Origin of the sequence: Azospirillum ramasamyi, assembly GCF_003233655.1 — a bacterium.
In the GTDB taxonomy this organism is placed as follows: Bacteria; Pseudomonadota; Alphaproteobacteria; order Azospirillales; family Azospirillaceae; genus Azospirillum; species Azospirillum ramasamyi.
This window is the reverse complement of record NZ_CP029834.1, coordinates 199,293-222,554: the sequence shown is the minus strand read 5'-3', so window position 1 is coordinate 222,554 and position 23,262 is coordinate 199,293. Positions and strand designations below refer to the sequence as shown.

Annotated in this window: 23 protein-coding genes; 7 read left to right on the top strand and 16 right to left on the bottom strand. The window is 68.4% G+C overall.

All coding sequences use genetic code 11. From position 1 onward, the window contains the following. The first annotated feature begins 206 nt into the window (after nucleotides 1–206). Nucleotides 207–2,372: a methyl-accepting chemotaxis protein gene (locus tag DM194_RS25630; RefSeq protein ID WP_111070476.1), complete on the top strand. Its 2,166-nt coding sequence runs from the start codon at nucleotides 207–209 to the stop codon at nucleotides 2,370–2,372. Nucleotides 2,373–2,473: 101 nt separating this feature from the next. Here the strand turns inward: DM194_RS25630 and DM194_RS25625 are convergent, their stop codons facing one another. Further along, nucleotides 2,474–3,316 (bottom strand): fumarylacetoacetate hydrolase family protein, encoded by an 843-nt coding sequence (locus DM194_RS25625; protein ID WP_111070475.1) that lies wholly within the window; start codon nucleotides 3,314–3,316, stop codon nucleotides 2,474–2,476. Between the two features lie 192 nt (nucleotides 3,317–3,508). Between DM194_RS25625 and DM194_RS25620 the strand changes: the two genes are divergently transcribed. The 3 genes from DM194_RS25620 (at nucleotide 3,509) to DM194_RS25610 (ending at nucleotide 5,970) form a co-directional block, all read left to right on the top strand. After that, entirely contained in the window at nucleotides 3,509–4,435 is a 927-nt protein-coding gene (locus DM194_RS25620) for a MurR/RpiR family transcriptional regulator (RefSeq protein ID WP_111070474.1), read from the top strand. Beyond that, the gene (locus DM194_RS25615; RefSeq protein WP_111070473.1) at nucleotides 4,435–5,088 is read left to right on the top strand and encodes a bifunctional 4-hydroxy-2-oxoglutarate aldolase/2-dehydro-3-deoxy-phosphogluconate aldolase; all 654 of its coding nucleotides are present in this window, start codon (nucleotides 4,435–4,437) and stop codon (nucleotides 5,086–5,088) included. The genes DM194_RS25620 and DM194_RS25615 overlap by 1 nt, the downstream gene beginning before the upstream one ends. Nucleotides 5,089–5,250: 162 nt before the next feature. After that, nucleotides 5,251–5,970 carry a hypothetical protein gene (locus tag DM194_RS25610; RefSeq protein WP_111070641.1) on the top strand — a complete coding sequence of 240 codons (720 nt, stop codon included), beginning with the start codon at nucleotides 5,251–5,253 and terminating at the stop codon, nucleotides 5,968–5,970. Between the two features lie 51 nt (nucleotides 5,971–6,021). Here DM194_RS25610 and DM194_RS25605 read toward each other — a convergent pair whose 3' ends face one another. After that, nucleotides 6,022–6,690, bottom strand: a complete 669-nt coding sequence (locus tag DM194_RS25605) for a response regulator transcription factor (protein ID WP_111070472.1) — start codon at nucleotides 6,688–6,690, stop codon at nucleotides 6,022–6,024. Nucleotides 6,691–6,892: 202 nt separating this feature from the next. Next, complete coding sequence (locus tag DM194_RS25600) at nucleotides 6,893–7,930, bottom strand: OmpA family protein (RefSeq protein WP_246024673.1); 1,038 nt, start codon at nucleotides 7,928–7,930, stop codon at nucleotides 6,893–6,895. Between the two features lie 219 nt (nucleotides 7,931–8,149). Here DM194_RS25600 and DM194_RS25595 point away from each other — a divergent pair, with 219 nt between their 5' ends. Then, complete coding sequence (locus DM194_RS25595; protein WP_111070470.1) at nucleotides 8,150–9,235, top strand: MBL fold metallo-hydrolase; 1,086 nt, start codon at nucleotides 8,150–8,152, stop codon at nucleotides 9,233–9,235. 34 nt (nucleotides 9,236–9,269) lie between these two features. Here the strand turns inward: DM194_RS25595 and DM194_RS25590 are convergent, their stop codons facing one another. Beyond that, nucleotides 9,270–9,476: a hypothetical protein gene (locus DM194_RS25590; protein ID WP_111070469.1), complete on the bottom strand. Its 207-nt coding sequence runs from the start codon at nucleotides 9,474–9,476 to the stop codon at nucleotides 9,270–9,272. A 228-nt stretch (nucleotides 9,477–9,704) separates the two neighbouring features. On the opposite strand from DM194_RS25590, the gene DM194_RS25585 reads away from it, so the two are divergent. Continuing rightward, complete coding sequence (locus DM194_RS25585) at nucleotides 9,705–9,983, top strand: hypothetical protein (RefSeq protein ID WP_111070468.1); 279 nt, start codon at nucleotides 9,705–9,707, stop codon at nucleotides 9,981–9,983. 85 nt (nucleotides 9,984–10,068) lie between these two features. Here DM194_RS25585 and DM194_RS25580 read toward each other — a convergent pair whose 3' ends face one another. The 7 genes from DM194_RS25580 to DM194_RS25550 form a co-directional block, all read right to left on the bottom strand. Beyond that, entirely contained in the window at nucleotides 10,069–11,169 is a 1,101-nt protein-coding gene (locus tag DM194_RS25580) for a branched-chain amino acid ABC transporter substrate-binding protein (protein WP_111070467.1), read from the bottom strand. Between the two features lie 169 nt (nucleotides 11,170–11,338). Continuing rightward, on the bottom strand, nucleotides 11,339–11,698 hold the full coding sequence (locus DM194_RS25575) for a DUF6867 family protein (RefSeq protein WP_111070466.1): 360 nt from the start codon (nucleotides 11,696–11,698) through the stop codon (nucleotides 11,339–11,341). A 1-nt stretch (nucleotide 11,699) separates the two neighbouring features. Next, the gene (locus DM194_RS25570; protein ID WP_111070087.1) at nucleotides 11,700–12,410 is read right to left on the bottom strand and encodes an ABC transporter ATP-binding protein; all 711 of its coding nucleotides are present in this window, start codon (nucleotides 12,408–12,410) and stop codon (nucleotides 11,700–11,702) included. 3 nt (nucleotides 12,411–12,413) lie between these two features. Beyond that, nucleotides 12,414–13,295: an ABC transporter ATP-binding protein gene (locus DM194_RS25565; protein WP_246024570.1), complete on the bottom strand. Its 882-nt coding sequence runs from the start codon at nucleotides 13,293–13,295 to the stop codon at nucleotides 12,414–12,416. Nucleotides 13,296–13,303: 8 nt separating this feature from the next. Then, nucleotides 13,304–14,812 (bottom strand): high-affinity branched-chain amino acid ABC transporter permease LivM, encoded by a 1,509-nt coding sequence (livM, locus tag DM194_RS25560; protein ID WP_111070091.1) that lies wholly within the window; start codon nucleotides 14,810–14,812, stop codon nucleotides 13,304–13,306. Nucleotides 14,813–14,817: 5 nt separating this feature from the next. Further along, entirely contained in the window at nucleotides 14,818–15,723 is a 906-nt protein-coding gene (locus tag DM194_RS25555) for an ABC transporter permease subunit (protein WP_063635815.1), read from the bottom strand. A gap of 400 nt (nucleotides 15,724–16,123) precedes the next feature. After that, entirely contained in the window at nucleotides 16,124–16,864 is a 741-nt protein-coding gene (locus DM194_RS25550; RefSeq protein WP_246024672.1) for a hypothetical protein, read from the bottom strand. A 274-nt stretch (nucleotides 16,865–17,138) separates the two neighbouring features. Between DM194_RS25550 and DM194_RS25545 the strand changes: the two genes are divergently transcribed. Further along, nucleotides 17,139–18,140, top strand: coding sequence for an ROK family protein (locus DM194_RS25545; RefSeq protein ID WP_246024671.1), 1,002 nt, complete (start codon nucleotides 17,139–17,141; stop codon nucleotides 18,138–18,140). On the opposite strand, the gene DM194_RS25540 is transcribed toward DM194_RS25545, so the two are convergent. The 5 genes from DM194_RS25540 to DM194_RS25520 all read right to left on the bottom strand — a co-directional run bounded on the left by DM194_RS25540 (nucleotide 18,134) and on the right by DM194_RS25520 (nucleotide 23,248). After that, nucleotides 18,134–18,553 carry a hypothetical protein gene (locus tag DM194_RS25540; protein WP_111070463.1) on the bottom strand — a complete coding sequence of 140 codons (420 nt, stop codon included), beginning with the start codon at nucleotides 18,551–18,553 and terminating at the stop codon, nucleotides 18,134–18,136. The two genes, DM194_RS25545 and DM194_RS25540, sit on opposite strands and share 7 nt — an antisense overlap. 130 nt (nucleotides 18,554–18,683) lie before the next feature. Then, a complete protein-coding gene (locus tag DM194_RS25535; RefSeq protein ID WP_111070462.1) occupies nucleotides 18,684–20,375 on the bottom strand; it encodes an ArnT family glycosyltransferase in 1,692 nt (563 codons plus the stop codon). Next, on the bottom strand, nucleotides 20,372–20,707 hold the full coding sequence (locus DM194_RS25530; protein WP_111070461.1) for a lipid-A-disaccharide synthase N-terminal domain-containing protein: 336 nt from the start codon (nucleotides 20,705–20,707) through the stop codon (nucleotides 20,372–20,374). Before DM194_RS25530 ends, DM194_RS25535 begins: the two co-directional genes overlap by 4 nt. A 48-nt stretch (nucleotides 20,708–20,755) precedes the next feature. Beyond that, on the bottom strand, nucleotides 20,756–21,517 hold the full coding sequence (locus DM194_RS25525) for a glycosyltransferase family 2 protein (protein ID WP_111070460.1): 762 nt from the start codon (nucleotides 21,515–21,517) through the stop codon (nucleotides 20,756–20,758). Nucleotides 21,518–21,631: 114 nt separating this feature from the next. Further along, on the bottom strand, nucleotides 21,632–23,248 hold the full coding sequence (locus tag DM194_RS25520; RefSeq protein ID WP_111070459.1) for a DegQ family serine endoprotease: 1,617 nt from the start codon (nucleotides 23,246–23,248) through the stop codon (nucleotides 21,632–21,634). Between the last annotated feature and the right edge of the window lie 14 nt (nucleotides 23,249–23,262).

Genomic DNA, 23,262 nt, shown 5'->3' with positions numbered 1-23,262 from the left:
TCTCCTTATTTATTTCTTGGCGAAATTGGCGCTTTCCTAACCGAGCATCCGTCAAATTATTTTCAAGTGTTCCCTTCCCGTGACATCGCCACCAGCTGTCCGGCGAAGGGGACGGATGCAACGACCAATGCGGCGAGAGCCGGAACGGCCAGCCGCGGAAGAGACATGACCATGCCGGTGCGCCGGCACCAGGGGGGGAAGACGGGATGTCGAACGATAGCCACCGGAACAAGCCCGTGAAGGGCAATGCCTGGTATTCCGGCCTGCGTGGAAAGCTGATGATCGCCATCGGCGTCGTGCTGTCCGGCACGCTGGTGGCCGCGGCCGTGGCGCTGATCGGCTATGCAAACGTACGCACCACCATCGACGCCATCGTGGGCGAGGCGGTGCCGGCGATGACCGAAGGCATGGGCGTGGCGCAGCAGGCCGAACGGCTGGTCGCGCTGGCGCCGGAACTGACCTCCGCCGACAAGACCGCCGCGCGAGAGGCGGTGTCCGCCCGCATCGCCGCGGCGAAGGAGGAGTTCAACGCGCGGCTCGACCGGCTGCGCGCCACCGGTTCCGCCGGTGCCCAGTTGACTGCCATCGAAGACTCCTCGAAGGGGCTGCTCGGCAACCTCGCGCAGCTCGATCAGGCGGCGGCGGATCGGGTCGCGCTTGCGGCGGCGCGGGAGGCGATGCTGCCCAAGGTGATGGCGGCGGAAGCGGAAATCCAGAAATTCACCGCGCCCTGGACCTCCGTCCTGAACAATGAGGAGGAGCAGGCGCGCACGACCCTGGCCGATCCCGAAGCGGAGCCCGCCATCCTGCGCGAGGCCGCGACCGCGCTGAACCGCGTCATGGCCCAGAGGAAGCCGCTGGGCACGGTCACCGCCGAAGCCGCCAACGTCCGCAACATGCTGATGGAGGCGGCGAGCACCCGTGACGACCAGCGGCTTGCGATCATCGAAACGCGCGTCGGCGTGTCGTTGGCCGGTCTCGCGAACGCCGCGCAGGCCTTGCCGGAGCGTCTGGCCGCCGTCGTCACCCAGCAGGCGGAGCTTCTGACCGGCTATGCCGTCGGCGAGGAGTCGATGGTCACCCTGCGCCAGAAGGAGTTGGCGATCGAGGGCTATTTCGGCCAGTTGCTGGAGAGCAACCACGCGCTGGCCGGCACCCTGTCCAAGGGCATCGCCACGCTGGTCGACGCACAGAAGCAGGGCATCTCCGCGGCCAGCGGCGCCACCACCCGCATGCTGGACAACAGCCGCCTGACCCAGATCGCGGTGGCGGTCGCCAGCATCCTGGTGTCGATCCTGGTCGTCTGGCTCTATATCGGCCGCGTCGTCATCCGCCGGATGCTGGCGCTGAAGGCCGGGATGGGCCGCATCGCCGTCGGCGATCTGGATGCGGAGATCGCTCTGCACGGCCATGACGAGATCGCGGAAATGGGGGCGGCGCTGCTCGTCTTCCGCGACACCGCGCGCGAGGTTGAAACGACCCGCGCCGCCGCGGAGGCCGAACGCCAGCGGGCCGCCGGGGAACGCCGCGATGCCATGCTGTCGCTGGCCGACCAGTTCGAGAACGGCGTGAAAATGGTGGTGGAGACGGTGTCCGCGGCCGCGACCCAGATGCACCAGACCGCCGCAGGCATGGTGGCGACCGCCGACGACACCTCCCGCCAGGCCGGCAGCGCCGCCGTGGCGGCGGAAACCGCGTCGGTCAACGTCGACGGTGCGGCATCCGCCGCCCATGAACTGTCGCAGTCGATCAGCGAGATCGCCCGGCAGGTGACGGAATCGGCGACCATCGCCGCCAAGGCAGCGAACGAGGCCGAGCGCACCGACGGCACGATGCGCGAGCTGAACGAGGCGGCCAGCCGGATCGGCGCCGTCCTCGACCTGATCTCGGACATTGCCGGCCAGACCAACCTGCTGGCGCTGAACGCGACGATCGAGGCCGCCCGCGCCGGGGAGGCCGGCAAGGGCTTCGCCGTCGTGGCGCAGGAGGTCAAGCAGCTGGCGAGCCAGACGGCCAAGGCCACCGACCAGATCGCCGGCCAGATCGGCGCCATGCAGCAGGCGACCGGCGAGGCGGTGAACGCCATCCGCAGCATCGGCACGACCATCGGCCGGCTGAACGACATCGCCGCCAGCATCGCCACGGCGGTGGAACAGCAGGGCGCGGCCACCTCGGAAATCGCCCGCAACGTCCAGCAGGCGGCGGGCGGCACCGCCCAGGCCTCGCAGAACATCGGCGACGTCCGCACCGCCGCCGGTCAGACCGGGCAATCCGCGCAGGAGGTCCTGTCGGTGGCCCAGGAGGTTTCGACCCAGACCAGCCACCTTCAACAGCAGATCGACCGCTTCCTGCGTCAGGTGCGGTCGGCCTGACGAGGGGGAGAGGGGGCGCGATCCCGGTTGCGCCCCCACCCTTCGGCGCCTCCCTCACCCCAATCCTTCCCCGCGAGGGGAGAAGGGCTTGGGTTTGCCGATCAGCCCTGGACGACCGTCTGGCGCTGGGTGCCGAGACCTTCGATGCCCAGTTCCACCACGTCGCCGGCCTTCAGGAAGACCTGCGGCTTCCGCCCCATGCCGACGCCCGGCGGCGTGCCGGTGGAGATGATGTCGCCCGGCTGCAGGCTCATGAAACGCGACAGGTAGGACACCAGATAGCGCACGCCGTAGACCATGGTGGCGCTGCTGCCGTCCTGATAGCGGTGGCCGTTGACCTCCAGCCACATCTTCAGCTTCTGCGGATCCTCGATCTCGTCGCGCGTCACCAGCCAGGGACCGGTCGGGCCGAAGCTGTCGCAGCTCTTGCCCTTGGTCCACTGCCCCTGCCGCTCGATCTGGAAGGCGCGCTCGGACACGTCGTTGACGATGCAATAGCCGGCGACATGGTCCATCGCCTCGTCTTCCGAGACGTATTTGGCGGTCTTGCCGATCACGAAGGCCAGTTCGACCTCCCAGTCGGTCTTCTCCGACCCGCGCGGCAGTTCGATGGGATCGTTCGGCCCGACGATGGCGCTGGTCGCCTTCAGGAAGATGATCGGCTCCGGCGGCACCGCCATCCCCGTCTCCGCCGCGTGGTCGGAGAAATTCAGGCCGATGCAGACCATCTTGCCGACGCGGCCGACGCAGGGGCCGAGGCGCGGGTCGCCCTCGACCAGCGGCAGCGTCGCCGGGTCGATCGCCCGCAGGCGGTCCAGCCCATCCGGCAGCAGCACCGCGCCGGCGATGTCGTCCACATGGGCGGACAGATCGCGGATGCGGCCGTCGGCGTCGAGCAATCCCGGCTTTTCCTGGCCCGGCGGGCCGTAGCGCAGCAGCTTCATGAAAACTCTTCCCTGGTAGGAGGTTGGCGTCCGCCGATCCTGACCGGTCGGCGCCGAATGTAAAGGGGGTGAGCGAACGGAATGTAGCGTTACTTCACAGATCGGTCGACAGCACGCCAATCCAGTAGTAAAACTACATCGGGCTCGCAGGCAGCCGGACCGGCCGCCGCACCTCCCCAGGTAGACACCCGCATGCTGGACACGATCGCATCCTCAATCGACAGGCTCCGCCGGGCGGAAGCCGCGGTGGCCCGTACCGTGTTGGCCGCCCCCCATGCCGCCGTGCGTGCCAGCCTGGCCCAGCTCGCGGGCAAGGCCGGTGTCAGCGAACCGACCGTCCTGCGCTTCTGCCGCACCGCCGGCTTCGGCGGCTTCCACGAATTCAAGATCGCACTGGCCCAGCATCTGGCGGCATCCGCCGCACGGGAAGAGGCCGGCGACCGGCCAACCCCGCTGGTGCGTGACCTCTCCCCCAACGACAGCGTCGCCAGTGCGACGGAAAAGGTGCTGAACCGCTCCATCGACGCGCTGGTCCGGCTGCGCAGCCGCCTCGACACCGCGGCGCTGGAGCGCGCGGCCGGCGTGATGGCCGGTGCGCAGCGGGTGCAGATCGTCGGCGTCGGCGCGTCCGGCACCGTGGCGCTCGACGCCCACCACAAACTGTTCCGCCTTCTCCCGCAGGTGACCGCCAGCACCGACGCCCATCTCCAGGCGATGGCCGCGGCGACGCTCGGTCCCGGCGATGCGCTGCTGGCGATCTCCAAGACCGGCACCAGCGACGAGATCTTCGATGTCGCCAACATCGCGCGTGACGGCGGCGCGACGGTCATCGCCATCACCGCATCTGCCACGCCGCTTGCCGAACGGGCCGACATCCGCCTGACCGTCGATGTGGACGAGGACACCGCGGTCCACACCCCGATGGTCTCCCGCCTTGCCCAGCTGGCCCTGATCGATGCGTTGACCGTCGCCATCGGGCTGCAGGCTCTCCCCGGGCTCGACCGCCGCCTTGCCCGCATCAAGGCCGTGCTGGCCGGGCACCACCGCGTGCCGGACCGTCCGGCCTCCGCCGCTCCATCGCTTTCCCCGTCCCCTCAAGAGAATCCCGAGGAATTCTGATGTCCACCACCGCGACCGCTTCCGAGATCCTGGACCAGCTCGTCGCCCACGGCGTCGTTCCGGTCATCCGCAACAGCTCCGCCGATCTGGCGCGCACCGCCGTCGGCTGGCTGCGCGAGGCCGGCTACGGCACCTTCGAGATCACCATGACCACCCCTGGCGCCGTCGGCCTGATCGAAGAGCTGTCGGCGGAGGGCGGCGCCCTGATCGGCGCCGGCACCGTGCTGACCCCGGCGGCCGTCGCCGACGTGGTGAAGGCCGGCGCCAAGTATGTCGTGTCCCCCTGCGTGGTGCCGAAGGTGGCCGCCGCCTGCCGCGACCATGGCGTGGCCTGCCTGATGGGCGCCCTGACCCCGACCGAGGTGCATGCCGCCATCTCCGCCGGTGCCGACGCCATCAAGATCTTCCCGGCCTCCACCGTCGGCCCGGCGCACATCAAGGCGCTGAAGTCGGTCTTCCCCGGCGTCCGCTTCGTTCCCACCGGCGGCATCGACGCCACCACCGTGGCCTCCTATGTCGCGGCCGGCGTGGCCTGCGTCGGCGCCGGCGGCAAGCTGGTCGACGAGGGGTTGGTCAAGAACGGTGACCGCGAGGCCATCCTGGCTGCCGGCCGCCAGCTGATGGAAGCCTATCGGGCCGCCAAGAGCGCCTGACGCCCACTGGGAAAATCCTTCCGCCCGGCGGGGAAAAACTGCCGGGCGGCAGGGTCGGCACGTTCGAACTCCCCTTATTGCCAATGACTTGCGTCTGGCCTGCATCCTGCAAAGCCCCCGCCGGCATTCCTTCCGGGGATGCGGAACGAGGGAGAGAACGCCATGGTCAGCCTGTCCAGCTACGCCGATATCGGCGGCATGGCCCAGAGCCTGCAGCAGTCGATCGATGCCGCGGTCAAGCGCGTGCAGCAGCAGGCGGCCGGCAATGGCGGCGCGACCGGCAAGGTCCAGGAATACGAGCAGACCGTGAACAAGTCGGCGCTGAACGCCGCGCCCTTCGCGACCAACATCGGCACGCTGGTGAAGGACACCAGCAGGCTGAACGTCTTCAGCTCCCTGGCTGCCAACGATCCCGCCGATTTCTACAAATTCACCGTCACCACTTCCGGCGCTCCGACGCTGGGGACGGTGGGGGATGCCGGGGTGCGGCTGCAGCTGATGGACCGCGGCGGCAAGGTCATCGCCGACAGCAACAAGGATGCCGGCACCACGTATGATGCCTTCCAGAAGCTGAAATCCGGCCAGCTCACCCTGGACAAGGGCGATTACACGCTGCGCATCGCCCGCGAGAAGGACATTCCGATCAAGGAGGCCAAGAATTACGGCGTCCAACTGCGCATGGGCGACTACAGCAAGGACTATGACACCATCGCCAAGCAGCCGGCCAAGGGCGACAACCCCTTCGGCAACAACACCAAGCTGCAGGGGCTGGCCGCCATCCTGGGCGCCGGCAGCACCTCCCTCAATCCGGCCTCGATGATACTGGGGGGAACCGCCGGCAGCTATGGGGGGCGCGGGTCGCTGCTGAACGCGCTGCTGTAAGGACGCGGCCGTCCTGCCGCTGCCTTCGCAGGACCGGGCCTGCAGGCGATATCACACCAGCCGGTCGCGCCCCGATTCCTTGACCAGCAGGACCGCCTGGGTACGGCTGCCGACGCCGAGCGCCTTCAGCACGCCGGTGACGTGGGTCTTCACCGTGGACAGGTTCAGTCCCAGCCTTTCGCCGATCTCCTGATTCGACAGGCCCTGTGCCAACAGGTCGAGAACCTCCAGCTGGCGGCGGGTCAGGCCGTCGAACACGCTGGGCGCGCCGCCCCGCGCAGGCGCAGCCCCCGCCGCCGCGGGCGCTCCCGGCATGCCCAGAACCGGCGGCACATAGGATCCGCCGGCCATCACCAGCCGCAGGATGTTGACCACCAGCACGTCGTCGGTCGATTTCGGGATGAAGGCGCGCACGCCGCGCGACAGCACCGCGCGCATCTCGTCCGGCGAGTCGATCATGGAGAAGACGGCGACGGGGACCGGCGCCACCCGCTTCACCAGCGCCTCGACATCGTCCAGCCCGCCCAGGCCGGGCATGCGCAAATCCATCACGATCAGATCGAATGCGGTGCCGCCCTCGAGCGTCGACGCGTCGAGGATGGCGTTCAACTGGCTGAAGCTGGTCGCGGCCACCACGGTGGCCTGTTCGTCCAGTTCACCCACCAGATGGGTCAAGCCGCTGCGGACGATGGAATGATCGTCGGCGATCAGAACCTGCATGTAACGTCTCGGACCGAAGCTGCCTCGCGTGCAGCACCGTCATACGCTTACGCAACGGCCGGCGCTACCTCCTTTGCACGTACAGGCACGGCAATGCGGTGAGGAACCGTAAAGAAAAACGCGGAGGAGGTCATCCGCCACCTCCCCCGCGTGCAGGTCCGCGCCGGGAGCCGGGTCGCCGGCCCCGATCCGGTTCCCCCGATCAGGAGACCTTGATGATGATCTGGGCGCGGCGGTTCGACGGGTCGCGCACGTTCGGACCGGTGGGAACCAGCAACTGGTTCTCGCCCACGCCTTCGATCGAGATGATGTTGGCCGGCGTGCCGAGCCCAATCAGCGCCTGACGCACCGCCTCGGCCCGGCGAACCGAAAGCCGCTGGTTGTAGGCCGGCGAACCCGAGGTGTCGGTGTGGCCGATCACCTGGATGTGGACGGCGCGGGAACGGCGGGCCGCCTCGGCGGCTTCGGCGATGATGCTCTCGGCATTCTGCGTGATCGTCGCCTTGTCCCAATCGAAGAACACCTGATACTCGTTCTGCGGCTGGGGGGCTGCCGGCGGGGCGGCGGGTGCGGGCACCGCGACCGGCGTGGGAGGCGGCGGCCCGCCGAAGGTATAGCGCAGGCCGGCCAGGATGGTGTGGTTGCGGTATTCGCCCTTCGAAGTCACCGGACCCAGTTCGAATTTCGGATCGACGGTGGCGAAATAGCGGTAGTCCAGCGTCAGCGCCACATTGTCGTTGATGGCATACGACGCGCCGATGATGCCCTGATAGGCGAAGACCCAGTCACGGTCGCTGACGCCGTTCAGCGTCTGCTTGACCCCGGCGATACCGGCCCCGGCGCCGATATAGGGCGTGACCGGCAGGCCGATGTCGAAGTCGTAGAGCAGGTTGCCCATGAAGGCGTAGGAGCTGATCTTGCCGCCCAGGCCGTTCAGGGCGGGGGTGGCGCTGCTGGTGCTGTCGACGCCGTTGCGCCAACGCCAGGCGGCCTCCAGTTCAGCGCGCAGCCCCATCGCGGTGGCGTAGCCGACGGAAATGTCGCCGATGCCGCCGATCTTGAACTTCTCCTTCAAACCTAGGCCCACAGTCGGATAGCTGCTGATGTCGGCATCCTGGGTCCAGTTCACGCCGGCCCCCGCGCCGACGTAGAAGCCTTCCGGCGCGGCGAATGCAGCGGTCGGAAGGGCCAGGGAAGGAACGGCGACGGCCAGTGCCGTGCCCAACAAAATCCCACGCATCGTCATGTTCTTGTTCCCATGGTTGACGGCGTTGGCGGATCGGGACAACCCGGCCTGCGGCGAAATACGTGACAGAACGGGCTCCGGCCCCGACTATGGAATCGGCGCGCGCGGCTTCCAATCCCGCCCACGCACGGCCGTTTTTTCTGTTGCAGTTTTGCCGCAGCGATGTTGCTGGCATTTCCTTCCGTTATAACAATGACTTGGATACTAGACCCGATGCTTCCTACCCCGGACGATGCGATCGATTACCTCCTCTGCACCACCCCGGATCCCGGCGGCTGGCAAGAGGTGGCGCCGGGCGTGTTGTGGATACGGCTGTCCTTGCCCTTTCAACTCGACCACATCAACACCTGGGCGCTGGACGGCGGTGCGGACGGCTGGACTCTGATCGATTGCGGATTGGGCGACAAACATACCTTGGCGCTGTGGGAGGGGTTGCTGCGCGGCGCGCTCGGCGGCCGGCCGGTGGAGCGGGTGGTCGCCACCCATTTCCATCCCGACCACATTGGCGCCGCCAATTGGCTGGTGGAGCGGACCGGTGCGGCCTTCGCCACCTCGCTGACCGAATGGCTGTTCGCCCGCATGCTGTCGGCCGGCAACGATGCCGCCGCCGATGCCGCGGTGGAGCGTTTCTACCGCCGCTGCGGTCTGGCGCCGGAGACGCTCGATGCCGTGCTTGCCCGCAGGGGCGCCTACAGCCGCGGCGTCCCCGCCGTGCCGGCGACGCTGACCCGCCTGCGTGCCGGCGACAGGCTGCCGGTGGGCGGCCGTCTGTGGACCGTGATCGGCGGCAGCGGCCATACGGCCGAACCGGTCAGCCTCTTCCGCCCGGCCGGGGGCGATGACAATGGCAACGGCCCCGCCCTGCTGATCTCCGGCGACCAGATTCTGCCGCGGATCAGCCCGAACATCAGCGTCTGGCCGACCGAACCCGACGCCGACCCCCTCGCCGACTATCTCGCCAGCCTGAAGGATTGGGCCGCGCTGCCGTCCGACACGCTGGTCCTGCCCTCACACGGCCGCCCCTTCCGCGGCCTGCACCGGCGCGCCGACGATCTGGCCCTCCATCATGCCGAACGGCTGGCCGAGATCGAATCGCTCTGCGCGTCGCCCCGCACGGCGGCGGAGGTGACGCAGGCGCTGTTCCCGCGGCCGCTCGACCCGCACCAGACCGTTTTCGCAGTGGGCGAAGCCGTGGCGCATCTCAACCATCTGATCCGCATGGGGCCGCTGGAGCGGGTGTCCGGCGGCAGGGCGGGCGGGCCTGACATCGACCTTTACCGGCGGCATACCGCCGGCTAGCCCCGATGCCCCGAGGCGCTTGCCGGACGGAGCGCTACTCGGTGACGAGCTCGAACTGCTGGGGATCGAGCAGGGTCGACACCGACAGGGTCTTCAGCGTCTTCGGATCATCGGTCCGCTTCATCTGGGCATGCTGGGTACCCATGCCGTCCTTGCGGATGGCGAGCACTTCCCAATAGCCGCCGCTGGGGGACAGCTTGCGATAAATCTGTCCCTCGATCACCTCGCGCTTTCTGCGCATTGACGTTCTCCAAAACCCATCCCATACCTGCTGCCGTCACGGCAGCTGCGAAGGGCGCCATTGAACCACAAAACACCCCGGTCGTGGCGAGTGTCCGTTCGGTGACAGTTCTTCGATGCCGCATGGGCGTTGTTGCGGCGCAGCACGTCCGGGGCACCCCCGATGACCCTTTGTCGCAGTGCAGCTTCAAGCTGGAACATTGGTCCCGCTTGTGGGTTCATAGGGGTCATGAACACCGATCTCGACGTGCTTGTCTTCGCGACCCGCCTGGTTGATGAACTGGGTGAAACCGCGATTCGAATGAGCCGCGTTCGTCTTGTCGAACTCACGGCCGCCAACCACACCCGTGCCGCCGCCTTTTGGCGGGAGGTGATGAGGACCTCCGAACGACTGCTGAGCGAGCGGTCGGGGCGCCGGATCGCATCCGGCCTTTCGTCACCAGAGATTGCTGCGGCGCAACCGTCCATGGTCCAGTCGGTCGCTTATGTTCCCCGACCTATTCCCTGACCCGGCGGCAAGGCGGGTCGAATGAAAAAAGGGCCGGCACATCTGTGCCGGCCCTCCTTTTTCACGGAACGCGGAAGCGTTTCGCTTACTTCACTTCGGCGTACTGGCCGTTCTGCCACTTGTACCAGACATAGGCCGGGCTGGTGACGTCGCCCTTGGCGTCGAAGCCCAGCTTGCCGATGACGGTGTCGTAGTTGCCCTTGCGCATGACTTCGGCAACCTTGGCAGCGTCGGTCGACTTCGCTTCGTTGGCGGCATTCGCCCAGATCTGGAGCGCGGCGTAGGTGTAAAGGGTGTAGCCTTCCGGCTCGTAGCCCGCCTTGCGGAACTTCTCCACGACGGCCTTGGCGTCCGGCTTCTCGCGCGGATCCGGGCCGAAGGTCATCATGGTGTTCTCGCCGGCGTCGCCGGTGATGGCCCAGTACTCGTTGGTCACCAGCGCGTCACCCGACACGATGATGGCCTTCAGACCCTGGTCCTTCATCTGGCGGGCGATCAGGCCGGCTTCGGTGTGGTAGCCACCGATGTAGACGGCGTCGACGTTCGCCTGCTTCAGCTTGGACACCAGGGCGGAATAGTCCTTCTCACCGGCCGTGTAGGCTTCGTAGATGGTTTCCTTCTGGCCGCCGGCGTTCAGCGCCTTCTGCGTCTCGTCGGCCAGACCCTTGCCGTAGGCCGACTTGTCGTGAAGGATGGCGACGTTCTTGCCCTTGTAAGTGTCCAGCAGATACTTGCCGGCAATCAGGCCCTGCTGGTCGTCACGGCCGCAGACGCGGAAGACGTTCTTCAGGCCCTGCTCGGTCAGCTTCGGGTTGGTCGAAGCCGGAGAGATCTGCAGGATGCCTTCCTCGGCGTAGACCTGGCTGGCCGGGATCGACGAACCCGAGCAGAAGTGGCCGGCCACGAACTTCACACCGGCCTTGGCCAGCTGGTTGGCGACGGCGACGGCCTGCTTGGGATCGCAGGCGTCGTCGCCGACTTCCAGCTTCAGCTTCTGGCCCAGGACACCGCCGGCGGCGTTGATGTCCGCGACGGCCTGCTCCATGCCCTTCTTCATCTGCTCGCCGAAAGTGGCGTACTGGCCTGTGATCGGGCCGGCGGTGGCCACCGCGATGTCGGCCTTGGCGGCCGTGGCGGAGAGCGCGGTCGCCGCGATCGCGGCGAGAAGGGACAGCTTGAATTTCATGGGTGTGCTTCCCTGTTCTGTGAATGGTCCCTGTTGCAACATACCCCCGGCCCTTGCGGGCCTTGCCGCCGGGTCCCCTCCGGCGGATTCCAGATTACCATACCCCAAGTGGTGCGGTATGCGACAGTTTCGCTGGCACCAATCAGCTGTACGGCCTATCCTGAATGACTTATTCGTCGGTGGCGGCGCCCGTTTTCTCCCGCCATGCGAATGGTCCGGCGCGCTCGTAGAGCCAGGGATACTGGTTGACCATGCGGCGGGCGGTGGCGATGCGGTGGGCGGTCAGGGTGATCAGCGCGATCACCGCGGTGTGGACGGCGAAGCCCCACAGCGACAGCAGCTGCTCGCCGAACAGGCCCCAGGCCAGGAAGCGGTCGCCCACCCCCAGCAGGAGCGAATAGGCCAGCACGCTCGACACCGGCTTCCACCCCTCCGCCAGGGTCTGGCCGGTCAGCACGCCGCAGCCGCCGAACACCAGAACCGTCAGGAACACGAACACCGGAACCGACGAGCCCAGGATCGTCTCCATCTCAGTGGCCCCCTTCCAGATAGGCCGCGCGGACCTCCGGGTCGGCCAGAAGCTGCGCCCCCGTCCCCGTCATCGTGATCTTCCCCGTCACCATCACATAGGCCCGGTGCGCCAGCTTCAGCGCGTGGAACGCGTTCTGCTCCACCATGAACACCGTCATCTTCTGTTCCCGGTTGATCTCCTGGATCACCTGGAAGATCTGCTTCACGATCAGCGGCGCCAGACCCAGGCTCGGCTCGTCCAGCAGCAGAAGACGCGGCTGGCTCATCAGCGCGCGGCCGATCGCCAGCATCTGCTGCTCGCCGCCCGACATCGTGCCGGCGCGCTGGTTGATGCGCTCCTTCAGCCGCGGGAACAGCGTCAGCACCCGCTCCAGCTCGCGCTCGAAGCTGCCGGGCTGGGCGACGATCGAGCCCATCTGCAGGTTCTCCAGCACCGTCATCCGCGGGAAGATGCGCCGGCCCTCCGGGCTCTGCGCGATGCCGCGCCGCACGATCTCGTGGGTCGGCAGGTCGGTGATGTCCTCGCCCTCGAAGAACACCCGGCCCTGGCGCGCCCGCGGGCTGCCGCAGATCGTCATCAGCAGCGTCGACTTGCCCGCGCCGTTGGCGCCGATCAGCGAGACGATCTCGCCGGACCCGATCTCGATGTCGATGCCCTTCAGCGCCTCGATGGCGCCGTAGAAGGTGTGGACGCCCGATACCTTCAGCATGGCTCAGGCCCCCTTCTGCGCTTCTTGCGGCATGTTCAGGTCGGCCGCCACCTCCGGCGGCAGCGCCTCGTCCTCGTCCTCGCCCAGATAGGCGCGGATCACCGCCGGGTCGTTCTTCACATGCTCCGGATCGCCGTCGGAAATCTTCCGGCCATAGTCCAGCACCACCACATGGTCGGAAATGCGCATCACCACGCTCATGTCATGCTCGATCAGCAGCACGCCCGTGCGGTGCCCCTGCGGGGTCTGGACGTCGCGGATGAAGGTCAGGATCTCGGCCAGCTCCGCCGACTCGCGCGGGTTCAGCCCGGCCGCCGGCTCGTCCAGGCAGAGCAGGACCGGCTCCGAGCACATCGCCCGCGCGATCTCCAGGCGGCGCTGGGCGCCATAGGGCAGGTTGCCGGCCTCCCAGTCGGCGAACTCGGTCAGACGCACCCGGTCCAGCCAGTATTTCGCCAGCTCCACCGCATCGTGCTCGGCCTTGCGGTAGCTGGGCAAGCCCAGCAGCCCGGCGATGGCGAATTTGGAGGCGCGCATCAGCTTGTTGTGCTGGGCGACGATCAGGTTCTCCAGAACGCTCATGCCGCTGAACAGCCGGATGTTCTGGAAGGTGCGCGCCACCCCGGCCAGCTGGGCGATGCGGTAGCCCGGCATCCGCTCCAGCAGGAACTCCCGGCCCTCCGGGTGGCGCAGCGTCAGCCGGCCCACGGTGGGGGTGTAGAAGCCGGTGACGCAGTTGAACAGCGTGGTCTTGCCGGCGCCGTTCGGGCCGATCAGCGCGGTGATCTCGCCGGCCCGCGCCTCGAACGACACGTCGTTGTTCGCCACCAGACCGCCGAAGCGCATGGTCAGGTGTTCGACGGTGAGCAGGGGCTTTTCACTCATGACGGCGCTCATTTCGCGGCTCCCGTCGCGGCGGGGGGCTTGTTGCCGCCATGGGAGCCGCCATGCAGGAGGATGGTCGGGTCGCGGTGGGCCAGCAGGCCGCGCGGACGCCACAGCATGATCAGCACCATGCCGCCGCCGAAGGCCAGCATGCGGTAGTCGGCCAGCTCGCGGAACGCCTCGGGCAGGCCGATCACCAGCAGCGTGGCGACCACCACGCCGATCTGGCTGCCCATGCCGCCCAGCACCACGATGGCCAGGATGATCGCCGACTCGATGAAGGTGAAGCTCTCCGGGCTGATGAAGCCCTGGCGCGTGGCGAAGAAGGAGCCGGCGAAGCCGCCGAACATCGCGGCGATGGCGAAGGCCGCCAGCTTCATGTTGGTGCGGTTGATGCCGAGCGAGGCGCAGGCGATGTCGTCCTCGCGCAGGGCCTCCCACGCCCGGCCCAGCGGCAGCTTGCGCACCCTCAGCGTGAACAGGTTCACCACCAGCGCCAGGGCCAGGATGAGGTAGTAGAGGAAGATGATGCGGTGCAGCGGCGAGAATTCCAGCCCGAACATCTCGTGGAAGGCGGCCATGCCGTCGGCCGGGCTGCGCGAGAAGTCGGCGATGCCGAAGAAGCTCGGCCGCGGAATGCCGGAGATGCCGTTGGGCCCGCCGGTGAACTGGTACCAGTTGACCAGGATGATGCGGATGATCTCGCCGAAGCCCAGGGTGACGATGGCGAAATAGTCGCCGCGCAGCCGCAGAACCGGGAAGCCGAGCAGCACGCCGGAGATGGCGGCGAGCAGGCCGGCCAGCGGCAGGCAGACCCAGAAGCTGAGGCCGAAGTAATGGGCCAGCAGGGCGTAGGAATAGGCGCCGACGGCGTAGAAGGCGACATAGCCGAGGTCGAGCAGGCCGGCCAGCCCGACGACGATGTTCAGGCCCCAGCCCAGCATGATGTAGGTCAGCAGCAGGATGCCGATGTCCAGGATCATGCGGTCGGCCATCGGGGTCAGCGGCAGGACGGCGGCGAAGGCGACGGCGACCGGGCCGATGTAGCGGCTGGCGTGCTGCACCTTGGCGGCGATGCGGTCCATGCGCTTGTCGCGGTCGGCCTGCGACAGCTTGGAGCGGCCGGTGGCCACCGTCAGCGCGGCGCGGATGGCGATGACGCCGCCGCCCAGCACCAGCACCAGGCGCAGCACCTGGGTCGGCATCGGCAGCAGCAGCCCGACGCCGGCGCAAACCAGCGCCAGGATCAGCACCGGCAGCGCCAGGCCATGGCGGATCAGCCCGAGCCCGAGGCGGCCGAGGAAGACCAGGACGATGGAGGCGACGACCTCCTCCGGCCGGGCTTCGATGCCCAGCCCGGTGGGGCGGTCCACCGTGCGCAGGCCGACCAGCGGCACGGTCAGCAGCAGGGCGACGAAGGCGGCGAGCCCGGCCTCCCTGACGGCGGCGGCCCAGTCGACGCCGCGCGCCTTGCCGCCCGCGGCGGCGGACGGGACGGTGTTGGAGTGCAGGGTCATGGCGCTTACACCTTCTCGATCTCGGGCCGGCCGAGCAGGCCGGTGGGCCGGAAGATCAGGACGAGGACGAGGATGGAGAAGGTTGCGACGTCCTTCCATTCGGAGCCGACATAGCCGGACCAGAAGGCCTCGATCAGGCCGATGACCACGCCGCCGAGCATGGCGCCGGGCAGCGAGCCGACGCCGCCGAGCACGGCGGCGGTGAAGCTTTTCACCCCGGCGAGGAAGCCGATGTAGAAGTCGATGACGCCGTAGATCAGCAGCACCATCATGCCGGCGACGGCGGCGAGCGCGGCGCCCATGACGAAGGTCAGCGAGATGACGCGGTCGACGTTGACGCCGAGCAGCCCGGCCATCTTCTTGTCCTGCTCGCAGGCGCGCTGGGCGCGTCCCAGCGAGGTGCGGTTGATCAGCATGGTGAAGCCGACCATGAGGACCAGGGTGATGACGATGGTGGCCAGGCGCACGTAGCTGACGGAGACGGCGCCGTCCATCAGGGTGAGGTTGCCGGGCAGGATGGGCTGCAGCGGCTTGGAGCGGGCGCCCTGGAGGAGCTGGATGTAGTTCTGCAGGAAGATCGACATGCCGATGGCGGAGATCAGCGGCGCCAGCCGGGGCGAGGAGCGCAGGGGCCGGTAGGCGATGCGCTCGACCGTCCAGCCGTAGACGCTGGTGAACAGCATGGAGGCGAGCAGCATGACCAGCAGGGCCAGAGGCACCCAGGTGATACCGAGCGCGCCGATGGCCAGGAAGGTGATCAGCGCCACGAAGGAGCCGATCATGTAAATCTCGCCATGCGCGAAGTTGATCATCCCGATGATGCCGTACACCATCGTGTAGCCGATCGCGATCAGGCCGTAAATCGCCCCAAGCGACAAGCCGTTGATCAATTGTTGTAGAAAATAATCCATGTCCTCACCCCACCTTCAGCACGGCGCAAAGGCAGGGTGCGGCGGCACGGGCACATTCGGCACACCGGTCACGCAACAGCAGCCCCCTGTCTGGTGCAGCCCGTCCATTCACCAAACGGAATGCCGTAACAGCCGGAGTTCCGTCTACTGGACTGACGGACCATGATTTTTCCTATTTGGAGGATGCAGTTCCGACACGGCCGGGCCGTTCGGCGAGAGTTCCTCCTGACCTTTTCGGTAGTACCAGCCTGACGGATTTTTGCAAGACAGATTTGTGCTGTCCGCATGAGTCGTTCGCGGCGGGCATCGTTCGGGAGAGGTGGAAAAACGCAAAACGCCCCGCCGGCGGTTGCCGTGCGGGGCGTTGCGAATGCGCGTCCGGAAACCGGACGTTGCAGCGTCAGCGGGCGGCGACGGACTGCTTGGCCGGGACGGCGGCGACCTTCGGCTTCGGCTTGGCCGGAGGCTTCGCCTTGGCGGCGGCCTTCGGAGCCGGCGTGGCCTGGGCGACGGCGAAGACCGGATCCGGCCCGCTGACCACCTTCACGTCGCAGAGCGGGCGGCTGGCCAGATGCATCAGGCCCGCGTTCTTCTCGTCCGAGGTCAGGGTGCGCAGGTCGTCGGGGGTCAGATCCTTGGCGACCGCCGACCGTTCGACGAAGTTGGCGCAGTATTGCGGGATGCCGATGGTCGCGGCCCGGCGGCTGATCTCGTTCGCCAATTCCGTGCGGAACATGTCGAACTGGCGGGTGGCGTTGCCGCCGCTGCCGGAGCGCTTGTAATAGCTGATCAGCGACGCTTCCGAATTGGACAGCAGGGCACGGTTCTTGACCGAGAAGTCCTTGTAGATGTCGAACGGCTTCTTGTCCGGCACCACGGTGCGGCAGGTCAGCCCGACCACCATCATCTCGGTGTGCAGGCGCATCATCTGCTCGGCCGCATGTTCGGTCCGATTGTAGCAGGCGGGCGCGGCCGGGACGCTGGCCTTGGTCGGGCGCGCCTTCGCGGCGGCCGTCTTCGCAGCCTCCTTGGCGGTGGCGGCGCTGGCGGGCGCGACAGGCAGGGCGAGCAGCGCGCCGAGGACGGCGGCGCCGGTCAGGGCTTTCAGGGAGAGGCGAAGGGCAGCGCGCTGGCGACTCATCAGGGGCTCCGTTGGCGCGGTACGGTAGGAGGGGCTGGGGCGGGATCGGCGACCGCCCGACAGTCGGCGACCTTCTACCCGAACGCCGTGGCCGGTCAATGGTATTTGCCGGCCGCTTGCGTTTTGTCCCACGACCGCGGCGGAGTCGACACGCCGAGTCGCGGTAGCGACCTATACCTTCGGCGACTGTCCTTTTTGGCAGTTTCCATCGCTGGACGCCGCGGCGGCGGCGACGCTATGGATGATCATTCCATCGCAAGACAGGTCACGCGGCATGGCAGCCACCGGATTGAAATCAGCCGGAACCGGGTTGGACGGCTCCGGGTCGAGCGGATCGGATTTTGCGGGCGGGCGCCGCATCGGCATCGATCTGGGCGGCACGAAGACGGAGGGCATCCTGCTCGACCGTCAGGGAAACGAACTGGCCCGCCACCGGGTGCCTACGCCCAAAGGCGATTATGAGGGGACGGTCGCGACGATCCGCGATCTGGTCGCGAGGCTGGAGGGAGAAATCCCCGCCGGAGGCAAGGCGACGGTCGGGCTGGGCATTCCGGGCGCCATTTCCCCGGCCTCCGGGCTGGTCAAGAACGCCAATTCCACCTGGCTGATCGGGAAGGACTTCACCCGCGATCTCGTCCAGGCGCTCGGCCGGCCGGTGCGGATCGAGAACGACGCCAACTGCCTGGCGGTGTCGGAGGCGACCGACGGCGCCGGGGCCGGCTGCGGCGTGGTGTTCGCGGCGATCCTCGGCACCGGCTGCGGCGCCGGCATCGTCGTGCATGGCCGGCCGCTCGGCGGGCGCAACGCCATCGCCGGCGAGTGGGGACACAACCCCCTGCCCTGGCCGACCGACGCCGAACGGCCGGGACCCGCCTGCTACTGCGGCAAGCACGGCTGCCTGGAGACCTTCGTTTCCGGGCCCGCGGTGGCGGCGGACCATCTGGCGGCCACCGGCGAGGCGCTGGACGCCGCAATGATCCTCTCGCACGCCGACAGCGACCGCGGATGCGCCGCGACGGCGGACCGGCTGGTCGGCCGGCTGGCCCGCGGGCTGGCGGCGGTGGCCAACCTGCTGGACCCGGACGTCATCGTGCTGGGCGGCGGCCTGTCGAACGCGGGACTGCTCTATGACCGGCTGCCGGCGGCGATGGAGCCCTGGGCCTTCTCCGACCGGCTGGACACGCCTGTTCGCCGCGCCCGCCATGGGGATTCCAGTGGCGTGCGCGGCGCTGCGTGGCTGTGGCGGCCGGGCGAGATGCCGGGCGCGGATTACTGAGGCTGGGCCGTCCGCGGGGTGGGCGGGGCGTCGGCGCTGCGCGGCGGGGCCATCATCCGCCGGGCGGCGGCGGGATCGACCGGCGGCGGCGTCAGCGAATGGGTGGTTGAATAGTGGCGGTTCGTCCGCCTCACGTCGGTGCCGTAGCGGGTCATGCCGGCGCGATGCTCACCCGACCGCGTGGCGCCCCAATGGGACGGCGCCGGGCCGGGGAGCGGCTGCGCCTGATCCATGTTGCGCATATAGGGACCGGTCGGCACCATCTGGTCGTACACCCAGGGCGCATATTCCTGCTTCTGGGCGTTGGCCGGCAGCGACAGCGCCGCCATCCCCAGGAGGGACACGGCAGCGACGGCGGCAGTCTTGACGACAGCGGTCCTGGCGGCTCTGGCAGCGGATGCAACGCGGGTCATCGAACAGGCACCTTTCGTCCGGAAAACGGATCTGAAGATGCAGTCGAGCGGAAAGCGCCCGCGCCGTCCAATGCGGAGGCGCGTTACCCATCCCGGCGGCGCCCTCCCCAAGCGGGGAGGCCTTCTGCCCTTATGGCGCAGGCAGGCGGTAGAGGGTGAGGTGCAGGCGCTTGCCCGTGTTGTAGTTGAATCCGTCCAGTTCCGCCAGCGGCAGCGGCGTGGCGGTGCCCAGGCTGTCGAGGAAGGCTGCGGCCTCCCGGTCCTCCACCAGGGCCAGACCGCAGGCGCGGTCCGACAGCAGATGCGCCGCCGCACCGGCGCCATGGACCAGCTTGGTCGGCGTGCCCAGCAGGAAGACGAGGCTCGGTTCCGAATAGCCGGCGGAGGCGACGACGCTGTCCGCGCAGGGCTGGACCTGCGCCACCGCGCGGGCGGCCTGCCGGCTGACCCAGACGCCGTCGATGCCCGGAAGCACCGCGGTGTAGGTCCCCACATAGAGCAGGGCGGCAGCCGCCACCCCGGCCGCGAGGCCCATCTGGCGCCTTGCGCCAAGCAACAGATGAATGGCGAGCGCGAAAAGCCCGCCCACCGCCGGCACCAGCGACACCGCGATCGGGTCGATCCGCTGGCCGACCAGCCAGGGGATCACCGCGACCGCCAGGGTCAGTGCCCCGAAGCCGATGACGCCGAGCGCCACGGCGGCGGCCGTCAGCCAGCGGCGCGGCCGTTCGCGGCTGCGGTCGAAACTGTCGAGCAGCGCCGCCGCGGCCAGCCCGGCGATGGCCGGGAAAACCGGCAGAGTGTAGTGCAGCAGCTTGGTCGGCACCGCCTCGAACACCAGCCAGCTCGGGACGATCCAGGCGATGCAGAAGCGCACGGCGTCCAGCCGGCGGCGCGCCCAGATCCAGGGAAGCGCCAGCAGGGCGAGGAACGACCAGGGGGCGAAGGTGACCCAGAAGGTACCGAGATAATAGCCGGGCGGCAGCCCCTTGCCCTCCTGCCCGCCGGATACCTTGCCCAGCATGTCGTGGCCGACGGATTCGGCGAAGAAGGCGCCATTGCTCTTGATGGCGATGGCGATCAGCCACGGCGCGGCGATGGCGGCGACGATGCCGAGCCCCGCCAGCGGCTTCAGACGCTTCAGCCAGCCGGCCTCGCGGTCCCACAGCGCGAGCACCAGCGCCGTGCTGCCCGACACCAGCAGGACCAGCGGCCCCTTGACGAGAACGCCAACGCCGGCGGCGATCCAGAACACCAGCGGCGCGGTCCAGGCCGCCCGCCCGGCGGGAGCCGGATCGCGCCGCGTGAGGTAGAGATGCGCCAGCACCGCCTGTCCGATCACCACGGTGGCGAGCAGGACGGCGTCCGTCTTGGCCATCCGGGCTTCGACCCCCAGCACGACGCAGGACGCCATCATCAGCCCGGCGATGAAGCCGGCCGGACCGCCGAACAGCCGCGCCGCCGTCCAGGCGCTGCCGAGCACCGCGAGGATCGCGCCCAGGAAGGACGGGATGCGATAGGTCCAGATCAGCTTTTCGCCGCCCACCGGAACGCCGCGCACCGCATCGGCCAGCGTGGTCGCCGCGGTCTGCAGCCAATAGATGCCGACCGGCTTCTTGTAGCGCGCCTCGTCCTGGAAGCGGATGTCGATGAAATTGCCGCTGTCCAGCATCTGGGACGACGCCTGGGCGAAGCGCGCCTCGTCCCGGTCGAAGGGCGGCAGCACCGTGAAGCCCGGCAGGAAAAGCGCGGCGGCGATCAGCGCCAGCAGCGCATAGGCCCAGATCGGCAGGGCGGCGCGCGGCAGGGTGGATGTGGTCACGATTTGCTCGGCACCGCGTCGCCGTCGGCCAGCGACTTCTTGTGGGTCCAGACGAAATAGACGTTGCGGGCGTAGATCACCAGACCCATCCCCTGCCCCAACATGAAGACCGGGTCGAAGCGGTAGAAGGCATAGGCGAACAGCATCAGGCCGCCGCCCAGCGAGAAGTACCAGAACAGCTCCGGCACCACGCTGCGCCGCGCCTTCTCGCTGGCGATCCACTGGACGATGAAGCGCATGGTGAACATCAGCTGGGCGAAGAAGCCGATGCCGACCCAGATCAGGTCGGTCGTGCTCTGTTCGTGGAACCAGGCCGCAGCGCGCTCTAGCATTGTGAAAATCCTGTCCCGGAAGGGTCTTGTGGTCGCAGCGAAGGTCGGTCAGAGGCGTTCGGAGACGGGCGACAGCTTCGTCCGCCGCTTCAGCCAGTAAACGCCCAGCAGATCGACCACGCCGATCAGCCCGCGCCGCCAGTTGTTGTATTTTGACACGCCGCGTTCGCGCGGGCGATGGTTTACCGGCACATAGGCGACCGGATGGCCGTGGGCGCGGAACAGGGCCGGCAGGAAGCGGTGCATCGCCCCGAAGAACGGCAGGTCGAGGAAGGCGTCGCGGCGGAACAGCTTCAGCCCGCAGCCGCTGTCGGTGCAGCCATCCTGCAGGAAGGACTGGCGCACGGCGTTGGCGATCTTGGAGGCCCAGCGCTTGGACAGGGTGTCCTGCCGCTTCCTGCGCAGGCCGCCGACCAGAACCGGAGCGCCGGCCTCTCCCGTCGACACCAGGGCGTAGAGCGCCGGAATGTCGGCAGGGTCGTTCTGCCCGTCGCCGTCGAGGGTGACGACGAATTCGCCGCGCGCCGCCTTGACGCCGCTGCGCACCGCGGCGCTCTGGCCGGAGCGGCGGACATGGCGCAGCACGCGCAGCCGGCCGGCCTCGACCGCCGGGGCCAGCCGCGCCTGGGTGTCGTCGTCGGACTGGTCGTCGACGAAAATGACCTCGAAGCCGCCGACCGGCGCCAGCGCCCGCTCGATCTCGTCGAGCAGCGGCAGCACATTGTCGGCCTCGTTGAAGACGGGGACAACGACCGACAGCCGCACCGGCTGGCCGCTCTCCGGATAAATGCTCACGGTTAGCCATCCCATTCGCCAAACGGGCCGCAAATTACTCTCGCGGCGCGGCGAACGGTAGCGGAAAAGGATGTGACAGGAGCGGGGCAGATGCCCGCTCCTGTCTGACCCTACGGGCTCCGGTACGGGTTAACCCTTCTTGCCATCCAGCGGAAGCGGAACGTAGCGCAGGTCGCCGCCGCGGCTGACCAGCATCAGCAGGGTCTTGCGCCCCTCCTCCCTGGCCTTGGCGATACGGCTTTCCAGGTCGGCGGGGGTTGCCACCGGCTCCTGGCCCGCCTCGACGATCACGTCGCCCAGGTCGAGTCCGCGCTGGGATGCGACACTGTTGCCGTCCACCTCCGTCACCACCACACCGTCGACATCGTCGCCGATCGAGAAGGTTGCGCGCAGGCCCGGCGTCAGCGGAGCGAGCTTGAGGCCGAGCGCCGTCTTGCTCTCCTCCGGCTGGGCGGAACGCGGGGCGCCGCTGGATCCCGACATCGCCAGTTGCTGCGGCTCGTTGGGCAGTTCGCCGAGCGTGACCTGCACCGACTCCTGCTTGCCGCCGCGCAGCACGGTCAACGGCACCTCGCGGCCGATCCCGGTCGAGGCGACGAGGCGGGGCAGTTCGCGCATCTGCTCCAGCGCCTTGCCATTGAAGGCGGTGATGACGTCGCCCTGGCGCAGGCCGGCGGCGGCGGCGGGGCTGTCGGGGGAAACGCTGGTGACGAGCGCCCCGCCGGTGCCGTCCATGCCCAGGCTCTCGGCGATGTCCGGGGTCACCCGCTGGACCTGGACGCCCAGCCAGCCGCGCCGCACCTTGCCGCCGTCCTTCAACTGTTCGATGATCGGCTGGGCGAGCGAGGACGGGATGGCGAAGCCGATGCCGACCGACCCGCCGGTGGGCGAATAGATCGCGGTGTTGATGCCGATCACCGCGCCGCTGGCATCATAGAGCGGGCCGCCGGAATTGCCACGGTTGATGGCGGCATCCGTCTGCAGATACTCGTCATAGGGGCCCTGCTGGATGTCGCGGGCGCGGGCCGACAGGATGCCGGCGGTCACCGAGCCGCCCAGGCCGAACGGGTTGCCGATGGCGACGACCCAGTCGCCGACCTCCACCGACTCGCTGTCGCCCCAATGGGCGGCGGTCAGCGGCTTGTCGGTTTCGACCTTCAGAAGCGCCAGATCGGTCGGCGCGTCGGACCCCACCAGCTTGGCCGGGAGCCGGGTGCCATCATGCAGGGTGACGGAGATTTCCGCCGCATCGGCGACGACATGGCTGTTGGTGACGATCAGGCCTGACGGATCGATGATGAAGCCGGAACCGAGCGCCATGCCGGGAGGGCCGCCCGGTCCGCCGGGCGCGCCATTGGGACCGCCGGGCGGACCGCCTTCCGGCGCGCCGTTGGGCTGGCCGCCGCGCTGGCGGTTGCGGAACTCGCGGAAGAATTCCTCCAGCGGCGAGCCGGGGGGCACGTCCATCCCCTCCGGCATACGGCCGCCGCCGGATGCCTGCGGCGCCTGGGTGCTGGAGATGTTGACCACGGTGTCGACCTGCGTCCGGGCAAGGTCGCGGAAGGATGGCGGCGCGTAGGTCCGGCTGGCGTTGGGCGCAGCGTTGGCGGTGTTCGCGGCCGGCGCCTCCTGCGCGGCGGCGGGAAGCGCCGGAAACAGGAGGGAGCCGGCCAGCAGCGCATACAGCGCCGCAGCCGGAAGGGGGCTGGAACTTTGGGACGAACGCGGAACGGACGCATGCGGCATGGACGGTCTCCGCA

Bases quoted from the DNA above. Each gene is read 5' to 3' on its own strand.
- DM194_RS25630 (WP_111070476.1), top strand. From the start codon at position 207: ATGTCGAACGATAGCCACCGGAACAAGCCCGTGAAGGGCAATGCCTGG.
- DM194_RS25625 (WP_111070475.1), bottom strand. From the start codon at position 3,316: ATGAAGCTGCTGCGCTACGGCCCGCCGGGCCAGGAAAAGCCGGGATTG.
- DM194_RS25620 (WP_111070474.1), top strand. From the start codon at position 3,509: ATGCTGGACACGATCGCATCCTCAATCGACAGGCTCCGCCGGGCGGAA.
- DM194_RS25615 (WP_111070473.1), top strand. From the start codon at position 4,435: ATGTCCACCACCGCGACCGCTTCCGAGATCCTGGACCAGCTCGTCGCC.
- DM194_RS25610 (WP_111070641.1), top strand. From the start codon at position 5,251: ATGGTCAGCCTGTCCAGCTACGCCGATATCGGCGGCATGGCCCAGAGC.
- DM194_RS25605 (WP_111070472.1), bottom strand. From the start codon at position 6,690: ATGCAGGTTCTGATCGCCGACGATCATTCCATCGTCCGCAGCGGCTTG.
- DM194_RS25600 (WP_246024673.1), bottom strand. From the start codon at position 7,930: ATGCGTGGGATTTTGTTGGGCACGGCACTGGCCGTCGCCGTTCCTTCC.
- DM194_RS25595 (WP_111070470.1), top strand. From the start codon at position 8,150: ATGCTTCCTACCCCGGACGATGCGATCGATTACCTCCTCTGCACCACC.
- DM194_RS25590 (WP_111070469.1), bottom strand. From the start codon at position 9,476: ATGCGCAGAAAGCGCGAGGTGATCGAGGGACAGATTTATCGCAAGCTG.
- DM194_RS25585 (WP_111070468.1), top strand. From the start codon at position 9,705: ATGAACACCGATCTCGACGTGCTTGTCTTCGCGACCCGCCTGGTTGAT.
- DM194_RS25580 (WP_111070467.1), bottom strand. From the start codon at position 11,169: ATGAAATTCAAGCTGTCCCTTCTCGCCGCGATCGCGGCGACCGCGCTC.
- DM194_RS25575 (WP_111070466.1), bottom strand. From the start codon at position 11,698: ATGGAGACGATCCTGGGCTCGTCGGTTCCGGTGTTCGTGTTCCTGACG.
- DM194_RS25570 (WP_111070087.1), bottom strand. From the start codon at position 12,410: ATGCTGAAGGTATCGGGCGTCCACACCTTCTACGGCGCCATCGAGGCG.
- DM194_RS25565 (WP_246024570.1), bottom strand. From the start codon at position 13,295: ATGAGTGAAAAGCCCCTGCTCACCGTCGAACACCTGACCATGCGCTTC.
- livM (WP_111070091.1), bottom strand. From the start codon at position 14,812: ATGACCCTGCACTCCAACACCGTCCCGTCCGCCGCCGCGGGCGGCAAG.
- DM194_RS25555 (WP_063635815.1), bottom strand. From the start codon at position 15,723: ATGGATTATTTTCTACAACAATTGATCAACGGCTTGTCGCTTGGGGCG.
- DM194_RS25550 (WP_246024672.1), bottom strand. From the start codon at position 16,864: ATGAGTCGCCAGCGCGCTGCCCTTCGCCTCTCCCTGAAAGCCCTGACC.
- DM194_RS25545 (WP_246024671.1), top strand. From the start codon at position 17,139: ATGGCAGCCACCGGATTGAAATCAGCCGGAACCGGGTTGGACGGCTCC.
- DM194_RS25540 (WP_111070463.1), bottom strand. From the start codon at position 18,553: ATGACCCGCGTTGCATCCGCTGCCAGAGCCGCCAGGACCGCTGTCGTC.
- DM194_RS25530 (WP_111070461.1), bottom strand. From the start codon at position 20,707: ATGCTAGAGCGCGCTGCGGCCTGGTTCCACGAACAGAGCACGACCGAC.
- DM194_RS25525 (WP_111070460.1), bottom strand. From the start codon at position 21,517: ATGGGATGGCTAACCGTGAGCATTTATCCGGAGAGCGGCCAGCCGGTG.
- DM194_RS25520 (WP_111070459.1), bottom strand. From the start codon at position 23,248: ATGCCGCATGCGTCCGTTCCGCGTTCGTCCCAAAGTTCCAGCCCCCTT.